The organism is Vibrio sp. 970 (genome assembly GCF_033339075.1).
Genome location: NZ_JAWOTW010000004.1, coordinates 86,818 through 99,207, shown reverse-complemented (window position 1 = coordinate 99,207; position 12,390 = coordinate 86,818). Strand labels below are relative to the sequence as shown.

Annotated in this window: 10 protein-coding genes and 1 riboswitch; of the genes, 5 read left to right on the top strand and 5 right to left on the bottom strand. The window is 42.9% G+C overall.

Translation table 11 applies throughout. The annotated features are described in order from the left end of the window. Nucleotides 1-12: 12 nt before the first annotated feature. Nucleotides 13-723 (bottom strand): two-component system response regulator TorR, encoded by a 711-nt coding sequence (gene torR / locus R7Q11_RS07470; protein WP_005378370.1) that lies wholly within the window; start codon nucleotides 721-723, stop codon nucleotides 13-15. Nucleotides 724-989: 266 nt separating this feature from the next. Between torR and torD the strand changes: the two genes are divergently transcribed. From torD to R7Q11_RS07445, 5 genes are all read left to right on the top strand, one after another. Further along, a complete protein-coding gene (torD, locus tag R7Q11_RS07465) occupies nucleotides 990-1,637 on the top strand; it encodes a molecular chaperone TorD (protein WP_017820035.1) in 648 nt (215 codons plus the stop codon). Between the two features lie 468 nt (nucleotides 1,638-2,105). Next, entirely contained in the window at nucleotides 2,106-3,110 is a 1,005-nt protein-coding gene (purR, locus tag R7Q11_RS07460) for an HTH-type transcriptional repressor PurR (protein WP_005378368.1), read from the top strand. Nucleotides 3,111-3,397: 287 nt separating this feature from the next. After that, a riboswitch (cyclic di-GMP riboswitch) is annotated at nucleotides 3,398-3,487 on the top strand. Nucleotides 3,488-3,603: 116 nt separating this feature from the next. Next, nucleotides 3,604-4,194, top strand: coding sequence for a TfoX/Sxy family DNA transformation protein (locus R7Q11_RS07455; protein ID WP_005378367.1), 591 nt, complete (start codon nucleotides 3,604-3,606; stop codon nucleotides 4,192-4,194). Nucleotides 4,195-4,308: 114 nt separating this feature from the next. Next, complete coding sequence (locus R7Q11_RS07450) at nucleotides 4,309-4,995, top strand: TVP38/TMEM64 family protein (RefSeq protein ID WP_005378366.1); 687 nt, start codon at nucleotides 4,309-4,311, stop codon at nucleotides 4,993-4,995. A gap of 20 nt (nucleotides 4,996-5,015) precedes the next feature. Then, complete coding sequence (locus R7Q11_RS07445; RefSeq protein ID WP_017820033.1) at nucleotides 5,016-5,336, top strand: DUF2007 domain-containing protein; 321 nt, start codon at nucleotides 5,016-5,018, stop codon at nucleotides 5,334-5,336. 31 nt (nucleotides 5,337-5,367) lie between these two features. Here R7Q11_RS07445 and R7Q11_RS07440 read toward each other — a convergent pair whose 3' ends face one another. From R7Q11_RS07440 to topA, 4 genes are all read right to left on the bottom strand, one after another. Next, nucleotides 5,368-6,171, bottom strand: a complete 804-nt coding sequence (locus R7Q11_RS07440; protein WP_017820032.1) for an alpha/beta fold hydrolase — start codon at nucleotides 6,169-6,171, stop codon at nucleotides 5,368-5,370. Between the two features lie 109 nt (nucleotides 6,172-6,280). After that, nucleotides 6,281-7,738, bottom strand: coding sequence for a glycogen synthase GlgA (gene glgA, locus R7Q11_RS07435; RefSeq protein WP_042522112.1), 1,458 nt, complete (start codon nucleotides 7,736-7,738; stop codon nucleotides 6,281-6,283). Beyond that, entirely contained in the window at nucleotides 7,728-8,945 is a 1,218-nt protein-coding gene (glgC, locus tag R7Q11_RS07430) for a glucose-1-phosphate adenylyltransferase (protein ID WP_017634726.1), read from the bottom strand. The genes glgA and glgC overlap by 11 nt, the downstream gene beginning before the upstream one ends. Before the next feature lie 608 nt (nucleotides 8,946-9,553). Next, nucleotides 9,554-12,184 carry a type I DNA topoisomerase gene (gene topA / locus R7Q11_RS07425; protein ID WP_005378351.1) on the bottom strand — a complete coding sequence of 877 codons (2,631 nt, stop codon included), beginning with the start codon at nucleotides 12,182-12,184 and terminating at the stop codon, nucleotides 9,554-9,556. Nucleotides 12,185-12,390 lie beyond the last annotated feature (206 nt).

Below are 12,390 nucleotides of genomic sequence, written 5' to 3'. Positions count from 1 at the left end.
GTTATGTTCAAACTAGTCACCAGCAAACATATAGCCTTCGCCGTGCACCGTTACAAAAATCTGTGGGTTCTTAGGATCGAACTCCATTTTTGCGCGCATACGTCGAATAAGAACATCAATGGTGCGGTCATTCGGCGCATCCACTCGATGGCTGATCATGTTCAAAATACGCTCACGACTTAACACCTGGTTAGGGTAAGACGATAATGCCACCAAAAGTTCATACTCTGCTTTAGTTAGTTTTACTGGCTCACCGTTGCGGCTAAGTGCGCGACGTTGAATGTCGAATGTCCACTCCCCAAAGCGCACAATGTGCTCTTCACTGGTTTCATTCGCTTTCGAACTGCCACTGCGCGCTGCTGAAATACGCCACAGCAAGTTTTTAACGCGAACTAACAGCTCTCTCAGTTCAAAAGGTTTTGTCACATAATCGTCAGCACCCATTTCTAGGCCTACGATTTTATCAATGCTATCCGTGCGTCCTGTTACTAATATGATACCAATATCCGATTGGCTACGTAACTCACGAGTAAGCATCAGGCCGTCTTCACCAGGCAGGTTAATATCCAGCATGATCAGGTCTACATCGCCCGCTTGCAAAACTTCACGCATTTCTGCGCCACTCTCTGCTTCGCTGACTTGGTAGCCCTCATTTTGGAAATATCCCGCAAGCTTACTACGAGTTACAACATCATCTTCTACGACTAATACGTGATAGCTCATTTACACCACTTTTCTGTCTTCTTATTATCCAAGACGTATTCTATTCATAACTAGTAACATTTCTAGTCATAGATACATTAAAACGCAAGATTTAGCGTTTTTATTGATTCAAAACAAGCTTGCCCATTGCTATTAATAAACGGTCATTTTTGACCATAAAACATAACAATTATAGTTACTGCTATTCATTTTAATTGATTACACTTAGGGGATATCCCTAATTGACTTTGTGATGCATGACTTGAAGCATCATTCAGGAGCCCAAAATGCAAGAAGTGAAAGCTTTTAATGAGAAACGCGCTGAAATTTACTGGTGGTTTTCGAGCTTGTTCGCAAAAGAACTAACAGAGAAAGAATTGGAAGCCTATCACAGTGTTGAAATTCGCAGTTTTCTCGCAGGTTTAGGTGAAAATGAGTCGCTAAAACCAGCCGTTGATAGCCTAGTTGATGCATTGAATCGGTTACAAGATCGTGAAGATGCACAACTAGAGCTTGCAGCTGACTTTTGTGAACTGTTTTTGAAGACAGAAAAATACGGCGCTCTTCCTTACGCATCCATGTACATTGGTGAATCAGGTTTACTGAATGACAAGCCAGCTGAGGAAATGGAAAAGTTGATGGCTGAATTTGGCGTTCAAGTAGACGAAAACCTAAAGGAACCTGCGGATCACTTAGCCGTTGAGCTCGACTTTCTCGGGAACATGATTATCCGCTCAAACGAGCTTGAACAAGAAAAACACATGGAAGAAGCCTTCGTTAAACAAAACGACTTTATCCAGCAACAATTGATGTCTTGGTTACCTCAGTTTTCAGACAAATGTAAACAATTCGACGAATTTGGATTTTACTCGAGTGTCGCGAAACTATTAGTTGCATTTTGTAAACTAGACAGCGCCTACCTTCTTGGTGAATAATTGCCGCCTATTTTTAGGGAGCCTGCCTATCGGGCTTCCTGTATGCCTGAAAGTGACCAATTGTAAGTAACTTGGGTATAATATTCGTTTGCCTTAACTTAGCGCAAAGACGCTTGGTTATTTAGCAGTCAAAATGTGACTTCAAATACACAAATCTCTTGCTGAAAACATTGCTAGTCAGTCCACATAGGGCTAAAATGTGAGCGCAAACGATTAAATATGATTTATATGTAAACCGCTGAAATATAGCGGTTTTTGTGTTTTCTTAACAGGTTGATGGCAATTTCTCATCAGATAGAAAAAAGATAAAATTCATCGACCGATGCTGCTACGTACCCTTTTGTCGCACTTGGATCAACCGCTGCCGAGACACTTAGCGCCAATTTTATATTGCTAGGTGTGAAACCATTAGAGCATCAGGTACATCCAATACGACATATTTCAGTAGCTCGATACAGGACACCATTTATGGCCACGATAAAAGACGTTGCTCGCTTAGCCGGCGTTTCCACTACGACAGTTTCGCACGTTATCAATAAAACGCGTTTCGTTGCAGAAGCAACGCAAGAAAAAGTAATGAAAGCCGTTGACGAGCTGAATTACGCGCCAAGTGCCGTTGCACGCAGCCTAAAATGCAACTCAACTCGTACGATTGGCATGTTAGTAACTCAATCAACTAACCTATTTTTCTCAGAAGTGATTGATGGCGTTGAGAGCTACTGTTACCGCCAAGGCTATACTCTGATTTTATGTAACACAGGCGGGATTTACGAAAAACAACGCGATTACATTCGTATGCTGGCTGAAAAGCGCGTTGATGGCATCCTAGTGATGTGTTCTGACTTAACCGAAGAACTAAAAGAGATGCTTGACCGTCATGCGGACATTCCTAAAGTGGTCATGGATTGGGGCCCAGAGAGCTCACAAGCAGACAAGATCATGGATAACTCAGAAGAAGGTGGCTACATTGCAACCAAACATCTGATTGACAATGGTCATACGGATATCGCTTGTCTAAGCGGTCATTTTGAAAAGCTTGCTTGCCAAGAGCGCATTGCAGGTTTCCGTCGCGCAATGAGCGAAGCGAACCTAGCTGTAAATGAAGACTGGATCCTTGAAGGTAACTTTGAATGTGATACGGCCGTATTAGTTGCAGATAAAATTACCGCAATGGACAAGCGCCCGACGGCGGTATTCTGTTTTAACGACACAATGGCTCTAGGCCTAATGAGCCGCTTGCAACAAAACGGGATCAAAATTCCTGAAGATATTTCAGTGATCGGCTACGACAACATCGAGCTTGCGGAATACTTCTCTCCACCGCTAACGACTATCCACCAACCTAAACGTCGTGTTGGTAAAAATGCATTCGAAATTCTACTTGAGCGTATCAAAGATAAAGAACACGAAAAACGAATTTTCGAAATGCAACCTGAGCTTGTAATTCGAAATACTGTGAAAAAAATGAACTAAATTTCACTGTATTTAACCGTGTTAAATAAGCGCTCTACAGGGGCGCTTATTTTTTTGGAAAAATTAAGCATTCTCTAATACTTCACACCACTCTAATAACAATTGACTAACGTTAACTCCCTGTTTTATATAAATGTAATATATATTAAGAACTCCTTTTCAAAGGCCAATTTGCACCTTTCCATATGCAAAATAGAGCATTCAATCTATCATTTTTATTGAACCGAAATCACACTTTTAACGCTAAACCGTGATGTTAATTCAATATAAGAAGTATGCTCATTGTGTCACGCACAGGGCAAACCATTCGAAAGAGTGGGACGCAAAGCCTCCGGCCTGAACCATATTACGATATGGAAGGTAGCGGGGTTACCGATGGCAAGTGTGTAAGCAATGACTTTACTCTGTAATGACATTGTTTTTACGCATGTTTGCTACTCTCTCGGACCTGACTTTTGGTGGCGTAATATTAATTACACCGAGATAACAAAACATGGATAAACCGATACTCAAAGACTCTATGAAGCTATTTGAGGCACTTGGTAATATCAAGTCGCGCTCAATGTTTGGTGGCTTCGGACTATTCGCTGATGAAACAATGTTTGCACTAGTGGTAAACAATCAGCTTCATATCAGAGCAGACCAAAAAACTTCATCTGACTTCGAGAAACAAGGGCTAAAGCCTTACGTTTATAAAAAACGTGGCTTTCCAGTCGTTACAAAGTACTACGCTATTTCCAGCGATTTATGGGAATCAAGCGAACGCTTAATCGAAGTAGCGAATCAATCATTGAAAAAGGCAAAGCTTGAGAAAGAACAGCAAGCAAGTACAAAGCCTAACCGTTTGAAAGATTTGCCTAACTTACGACTGGCTACCGAGCGCATGCTAAAAAAAGCCGGCATCGAATCCGTAGAGAAGCTTGAAGAGGAAGGTGCGCTTAACGCCTATAAAGCGATAAGAGATACGCACTCTGCAACCGTCAACATTGAGTTGCTATGGGCACTAGAAGGTGCTATCAACGGCACTCATTGGAGTGTGGTACCTCAAGCTCGCCGAGATGAGTTGATGAACGGCCTCCAATAAAAGTCGGCCTAAAAACTATCTTGTAAAACCGCAGTCTAATCTGCGGTTTTTTTGTGAAATTTTTTCGGTTTTCCTACTGTCTTATTACATATATCCCAAATTGGAATCAAAATTATGAATAAGAAACTGATATTAGGTCTCATCCTACTAGCGGCTATCGTCTTTTTAGGTATTAACTTTGGCCAGTATTTAACCTTAGAGAATGCAAAAGCCCAACAAGAAGCACTAACTACATACATCGATCAGAATTTTGTATTCTCGGCTGCGATTTACTTTTTTACCTACATTGCAATTACCGCTTTTTCTATCCCAGGAGCGGCAGTAGTCACCTTACTTGGTGCAGCCTTATTTGGTTTTTGGACAAGCTTGCTACTGGTTTCTTTCGCTAGCACTATGGGGGCAACACTGGCCTTCTTGAGCAGCCGATACTTATTGCGTGACTGGGTACAAAACAAATTCGGAAATAAACTCAACGCAATTAATCAAGGTGTCGAAAAAGACGGAGCTTTTTATCTATTTTCCTTGCGTCTAATCCCTGTATTCCCTTTCTTTCTAATCAACTTACTGATGGGCTTAACACCGATGTCTGTAGGTCGATTTTATCTCACTAGCCAAATAGGTATGCTGCCAGGCACAGCCGTATATCTGAATGCAGGTACTCAATTAGCAACAATTGAAAGCCTATCGGGCATTGTTTCACCCGCAGTATTAGCGTCTTTTGCGCTATTGGGACTATTTCCAATCATCACTAAATGGGTTATGAATAAAGTAAGGCCGACACCAAGTCAGCAAAACTCGTAATTGGTGAAGTGGGTATTTTGATGAAAATATTTATCGCTAAAAACCCAGCAGAAGCACACATTGTATGTGAGCTGCTTAAAGTGGAACAAATTTACTGTGAAGTTCGCGGAGAAGGTATTTTCGGCTTAAAAGGAGAACTGCCGTTTGGTGATGATACCGATCCTTATGTGTGGCTTTTTGACACGGCACAAAAGATGAAAGCTGAAGAAATAGTAAAAGCATATCGAAAACAATCCGATAGGCATGAGTATCAAGATTGGCAATGCCCAAAATGTCATGAAATAAACGAAGGGCAATTTGGTGCATGTTGGCAATGTGGATATCAACTAGGAGAGCTATAGCGGCTCTCCTATTCAGTGGATGCACTCAGTTTTAAGCACATACAGCTTGCTGTTTAATAAACTCGATGGAGTGTTGATTGAAGTCTTCTGGACGCTCTACATTGCATACATGACCACAATTCGGGATTTCTCGTAGAATGCTGAGCTTATGTGCTGCAACCATTTCTTTGACAGGTTTAATAAACATGTAATCCCTGTCGCCCATTAAGTAAAGAGTCGGAATGGGTAACTCTCGATCTTTAAAATATTTCATTAACGGATTTACATCAGCGGCAAGAATAAACCAACGTTTAAATTCTTTTTGGCAAAGCTTCTTGGCTTCGCGAATAAAAAGGTGGCGAGATTCTCGTTGGCTTCTTTGAGGCATAACAATATAAGCGAACAGTTTGTAGAGCCACATGTACGGTAGGATATGCTTACAAAAATTACCTAATTTCACCAATATCTGAGAACGAGTGTTAAGCCTTGTGACAGCACCACCGAGCACCATCGAACGTACGCGCTCTGATGACAATTCAGCAAGGTTTCGAACAATAATAGTACCAAGCGACATACCGACAAAATGAGCGGATTGGATCTTTAAATGGTCCAATACTTTCAAAATATCTTGGGTAACTTCCGTAAAGGTATAACGGCTAGCAATGAGCTCTTTAAGTAACTGATTTGACTTTCCATGACCTCTTAAATCGATCAGCAATAAGTTAAAGTGTTGCTTGTAAGCTTTAATTTGCTTGAACCAGATAGAAGAGCTACCACCAGCACCGTGCACAAATACAACCCACTCATTACTAGTAGGGTGCAAATAGGTTTTATGAAAAAGTAGCGGCTGGGTCATATTGAGTATCAAAAAGATCGTGCTATTGAGTAAAAAGCCATCCTACCACACTCCCCTTACTCAAGATAATAAAGGCACCTCATTCGGTGCCTTTCGTTACAATTTTAAGTCAAACTAACGCTGAGTGGTAAAGCTGCAAATAAGATTCTGCGGCCTTTTGCCAACAAAAGTCTTGTTGCATCGCGTGCAACTGTACTTTATTCACTTCAGGCTCGTTTTGAGCGTAGAGCAACAGTGCCCTTAGCATCGTTAACAACAATGCCTGCGGTGTCGGTTCGAAAAAAACAAACCCCGTTGCTTCAGATGGGTTTACATCATAATCGCTAACGCTGTCCTTTAAGCCACCAACACCGCGTACTATCGGTAATGTCCCATAAGCCATACTATAGATTTGGTTTAAGCCACATGGTTCAAACTCAGAAGGCATCAAGAAGAAATCAGAACCAGCTTCAACGATATGCGCAAGTTCATTGTCATACGCTTCTACAAAGGCAAATTTGCTAGAAAACCGCGCGGCAACCTCTCGTAACTGAGCGGCAAGAACAGGGTCTCCGGTCCCAACGACAACTAGCTGAACATCGTGCTTCAAAAAATCGGCCAAAGCAGGCAACAAGTAATGAACGCCTTTCTGCTGGGTCAACCGACAAACCATACCGAACATAGCTACATTTTTTTCGGGCAAATTTAGTCGTTGTTGTAATGCTTTTTTACAAGCTTTCTTCCCTTGCGACATACTTTGCTGGTCGGCGCAGTAATTAACCGGCAAGTAGGTATCAGTTTCCGGATTCCAAGCGCTGTAATCACAACCGTTCAAAATACCAACTAAGTCCTGCGCGCGTTGCTGAAACTCCCAAGCCATTCCATGACTGCCAAGCTCTGTTTTTAGTTCCTCTGCGTACGTAGGGCTAACCGCGTTTATCTTATCTGCATTCATTACACCAGCTTTAAGCATCGTAATATGCGTTGCACTCACCGCAGCATCGGGAACGTTTCTATAATGAAACTCTGGCAAACACTGCACGTCTTCATAACTAAATACGCCTTTAAAGACCGCATTGTGAATTGAAATGACGCTTTTAGTATGAGCAAAAAACGGATCATTGCCATACCTGTGCTTGAGCAAAAATGGAACAAGACCTGTGTGCCAATCGTTCGCGTGTATGATATTAGGTTGAAAGGCGAGCTTGGGTAACATATCGAGACATGCTGCACTAAAAAACGCAAAGCGCTCGCCGTTATCAGTATACGCTTGGTTGTTCTCCGCATACATTGATGGTCGATTGAAATACGGCGGACAATCAATCAGGTAAACAGGATTTTGACCTAACATGAGCCGCAAAACTCGATACTCCGTATGCGGCCATGATGTTAATTCTGTTTCTAATACAACTTCTGCGTCTGCGAGTTTATCAATACTGCTGTACGCAGGGATGGTAATTCTTACGTCTTGCTGTAGGTTTTGAAGGGCTTCCGGTAGTGCCTTGGCAACATCTGCCAAGCCACCACTTTTAATGAGGCCTTCAACCTCAGAAGCTACAAACAGAATAGATAAGTTGTTAGTAGCCAACTCGAGCTCCTTTCGGAATAACAACAATGCCCTCCTCAGACACGTGGAAGTGTTTTTTATCTTCTTGAAGATTCACACCAATCTGAGTACCAGGAGCAATATCGGCATCCTTGTCGACAATCACACGACGTAAAACACATCCTTCGCCAATTTTTACGTCACCAAGAAGTATACATTCGCTGATATCGCAAGCAGAAGCAATATTACTGCGAAAACCAAGCACCGACTTTTCGATTCTTGAGCCTCTAACATAGCTGCCATTACACACTAAACTATCGATTATCTGCACACGACCATTATCAGAGTCGGTAAATGTCGCAGGTGGCAATGGTGGGTAGTAGGTATGCAATGGCCATTTACGGTTGTACAGCGAAAATGGTGCATCTTTTTCTAGCAGATCCATATGCGCTTGCCAGTACGCATCAATAGTTCCGACATCACGCCAGTACACCTCTTCTTTTTCGCCACTGATTTTGTTGGTACTGAAGTCATACACGAACACATCACCTCTAGGGAACATCTTTGGAATGATGTCCTTTCCAAAATCATGTGATGAAGCTTCATTATCCGCATCTTCGACCAACTCTGAGAACAGTACCTGAGCTTCAAAAACATAGTTACCCATTGAAACTAAAGCGTAATCCGGGTCACCAGGAATCGACTTCGGATTTGCTGGTTTTTCTTCAAAGCCAATCATACGGCCTTCACTATCCACTTCGATAACCCCAAATTGCGACGCCTCTTTTAGTGGCATGCGCAATGCAGATACCGTCAGAGAAGCCTGCTTTTCTGAGTGGAAGTTCAGCATTTGTTTGATATCCATCTTATAGATATGGTCAGAGCCAAAAATACAAACTTGCTCTGGTTCCTCTAACTCCATAAAACGCAGGTTTTGATAGATCGCGTCCGCCGTCCCTTCGTACCAACGTTTACCAGTACGCATTTGAGCGGGAATAGGATCGATAAAGCGGTCTGTAATGCCGTTGATGTTCCACCCCTTTTTTAAGTGATGGAATAAAGATTGGGATTTAAATTGGGTTAGGACGTAAATGCGCATCAGGTCCGCATTAACAAAATTGTTTAGAGCAAAATCGATCAATCGATAACTACCACCAAACGGTACCGAAGGTTTACTGCGAGATTCCGTTAAAGGTCTCAAACGAGAGCCTTCACCGCCAGCAAGAATCATTCCCAAAACACCAGCCATTTGTTGTTCTCCATATCGTTATAGCTTGGATTTGGTACTCGCTTGAATGAGTCATACTCGGGGAGTCAAGCGAATACATTTAGCAACCGTCTCTGAGTTTCTGTGAACTCTTACAACACGGATAAAAAAGCTACGGCACTTCCAGTATGCAACGTCCACTCTTTCCTTATTTTTTGACGCAAACAATGCACACAGTTGCACTAATTTTTGTAATAAATTATCTAAGCGGGTTCTAAATTACAATTTTTAATACGCCATTCTGTGTACCATACAGCTCTTGCGTACTCAAGACGATATCTAGATCACACATGGAAAAGCAAACGATTACATTGTGAAAACAATTTACGAACGGATTCACTACACCGCCGATTTTTTAGCCCAATGTATAACAAATATGTGAATGCAAAATGAAAGTTACAACAAATATTTTTTACATAAAAAATACATCAGCGACTACGAAATATTGATGCTGGGATCTTCTCGCGTCAGCAAAACTCAGTCAAAGCAGCAAAGAGCTATACGAACAACACAGTGGCCTTTACGCAAAAACAAAACGCAAAAAAGGCAGCGATATCGCTGCCTTTTTACATTACTTAGATCGTACGTTTTTATGCTTTCGCTTTTTTACGCTTATCAGTGACTTCCCACTTACCGTCAACAAAGAGCGCTGTCCAACCACTTGGCTTACCGTTCTCTTCCGAACGAACGTAGTTCTCTTTTGTTTTACGGCTAAAGCGTACAACAGCAGGACGACCATCAGGATCTTCTTGCGGCGCAGTTGCTAGGTATTTGAACTTCTCAGGTAAACGCTCTTCAAAACGCGCCAGTTCAGCAACCAAAGGAGCACGTGTCTCGCGCGATTTAGGGAAGTTGCTTGCCGCCATAAATAGACCTGAAGCACCATCACGAAGTACGAAATACGCATCTGAGTTTTCACATGGCAACTCGGGGAAATGAACAGGATCTTCTTTCGGGGGCGCGACTTCGCCATTCTTCAAGATCTTACGAGTGTTCTTGCACGTTTCGCTCGTACAATCCATGTATTTACCAAAGCGACCGTTCTTAAGCACCATATCAGAGCCACATTTGTCACATTCAACAACTGGACCATCGTAGCCTTTTACTTTGAACTCGCCGTATTCAACAAGGTAGCCTTCACAGTTCGGGTTATTACCACAAACATGCATCTTACGCTTGTCATCAATCAGGTATGCGTCCATCGCTGTTTCACAGATCGGACAACGCTTTTTAGCACGAAGAGCTGCGGTTTCAACGTCTTCTTCTAGAACGTTAATAATACCTTCTTCGTCACCCAAGTTGATGGTTGTCTTACAACGCTCTTTTGGTGGTAACGCGTAACCTGAACAGCCTAAGAACACACCTGTTGAAGCAGTACGGATGCCCATTGGACGGCTACACGTCGGACACTCGATATCCGTCATGACGATGTGGTTTAACTTCATACCGCCTTCTGACTCATCCAGCTCCGCTTTTTCAAGATCGCCAGTAAAATCAGCAAAGAAGTTGTCTAACACAGCTTTCCAGTTCACTTCACCTTCAGCGATTTGGTCCAATTTCTGTTCCATACGCGCAGTAAAGTCGTAGTTCATCAAATCGTTAAAGCTGTCATCAAGGCGGTCAGTAACAATTTCACCCATTTTTTCAGCGTAGAAACGGCGCTGATCAACTTTCACGTAGCCACGATCTTGAATCGTAGAAATGATCGATGCGTAAGTCGACGGACGACCAATACCTCGTTTCTCTAGCTCTTTAACCAGTGCTGCTTCAGTGTAGCGCGCAGGTGGCTTTGTAAAGTGCTGTTTAGGGTCAAGTGACTCTAAGCTTAGCTTATCGCCAAGTTGTACCGCAGGAAGGATTGTATCCTCGTTTTTGCCCATTGGACGCTGTACACGAGTCCAGCCGTCAAATTTAAGGATACGGCCTTTCGCTTTAAGCGTGTATTCTGCCGCTTTTACACTGATGGTTGTTGAATCGTATTCTGCTGGCGTCATTTGACACGCTACAAACTGATTCCAAATCAAAGCGTAAAGTTTGTGCGCATCAGCATCGACACCTTGCAGGTCTTCCGCCTTAACACCCACATTTGAAGGACGGATCGCTTCGTGCGCTTCCTGTGCCCCTTCTTTGCTACCGTACGTCAATGGTTTCGCTGGCAGGTACTTATCACCAAACTCAGAGCCAATAAAGTCACGTACAGCGTCCACAGCCTCGGCACTTAGGTTAGTCGAGTCAGTACGCATATAAGTGATGTAACCGGCCTCATAGAGGCGCTGAGCTAGCATCATGGTCTTTTTCACGCCGTAGCCCAGACGTGTACTCGCTGCCTGTTGAAGCGTAGAGGTGATGTAAGGTGCTGAAGGCTTGCTCTTTGTAGGGCGGTCTTCACGCTTACATACTTCGTAACTTGCATTCTCAAGTACAGACATCGCTGCTTTGGTTTCTGCCTCATTAACTGGCTTAAACGCAGAACCGTCTTTCTGAGCAACAAGCAGTTTAAAGTCCGCTTTGTCTTTCGTTTTCGTATTCGCATGAATGTCCCAGAACTCTTCTGGTACAAACGCGTTAATCTCACGCTCACGCTCAACTAACAGTTTCACCGCAACAGACTGCACTCGACCAGCAGATAAGCCACGAGCCACTTTTTTCCAAAGTAGAGGTGAAACCATAAAACCAACGACACGGTCCATGAAGCGACGTGCTTGTTGGGCATTTACACCATCCATGTTCAGCTCACCAGGTGTCTGGAAAGCTTGTTGGATCGCGTTTTTCGTAATTTCGTTAAAAACTACACGTTTGTATCGCTCTTCATCGCCACCGATGATCTCACGAAGGTGCCATGCGATTGCTTCCCCTTCGCGGTCCAAATCGGTTGCGAGATAAACGCAATCTGCGTCTTTGGCGAGTTTTTGTAGTTCGTTGACAACTTTTTCTTTGCCTGGAAGGATTTGGTAATTCGCTTCCCAGTCATGATATGGGTTAATCCCCATCTTTTTGATCAACGCTTTGCGGTCTTTCTCTTTTTTAACGCGCGCTTTCTCTTCCGGACTCATCCCTTTAGTTGAGATGGCTGCGGCTTTTTTCTCACCAGTGCTTTGACCGGCCGTAGGCAGATCACGCACATGACCAACACTAGACTTAACAATAAAGTCTTTACCAAGGTACTTATTTATCGTCTTTGCCTTGGCTGGTGACTCCACTATAACGAGTGATTTACCCATAACTGACTCTAACGTCCTTCATAATAATGCGGGTAGAAACCTTGTTTAAAGGCCACCCGCATAATGTTCTATTTCATTGCTTCTTTTTTTACTATTGTGCGAGATGAAAAGAAGATCAACTGCTTTTTTGAAATTCAGATCCGATTGGTTGACAATTCATCGTCTTTATACTTCAAAGAGACAGGGTTCTGAAAGGTATTGAGCGG

What these genes read in the sequence shown, in the direction of transcription:
- R7Q11_RS07455 (WP_005378367.1), top strand. Translation starts at nt 3,604, where the DNA reads ATGGATAAACCGATACTCAAAGACTCTATGAAGCTATTTGAGGCACTT.
- torR (WP_005378370.1), bottom strand. Translation starts at nt 723, where the DNA reads ATGAGCTATCACGTATTAGTCGTAGAAGATGATGTTGTAACTCGTAGT.
- R7Q11_RS07450 (WP_005378366.1), top strand. Translation starts at nt 4,309, where the DNA reads ATGAATAAGAAACTGATATTAGGTCTCATCCTACTAGCGGCTATCGTC.
- R7Q11_RS07445 (WP_017820033.1), top strand. Translation starts at nt 5,016, where the DNA reads ATGAAAATATTTATCGCTAAAAACCCAGCAGAAGCACACATTGTATGT.
- purR (WP_005378368.1), top strand. Translation starts at nt 2,106, where the DNA reads ATGGCCACGATAAAAGACGTTGCTCGCTTAGCCGGCGTTTCCACTACG.
- topA (WP_005378351.1), bottom strand. Translation starts at nt 12,184, where the DNA reads ATGGGTAAATCACTCGTTATAGTGGAGTCACCAGCCAAGGCAAAGACG.
- R7Q11_RS07440 (WP_017820032.1), bottom strand. Translation starts at nt 6,171, where the DNA reads ATGACCCAGCCGCTACTTTTTCATAAAACCTATTTGCACCCTACTAGT.
- torD (WP_017820035.1), top strand. Translation starts at nt 990, where the DNA reads ATGCAAGAAGTGAAAGCTTTTAATGAGAAACGCGCTGAAATTTACTGG.
- glgC (WP_017634726.1), bottom strand. Translation starts at nt 8,945, where the DNA reads ATGGCTGGTGTTTTGGGAATGATTCTTGCTGGCGGTGAAGGCTCTCGT.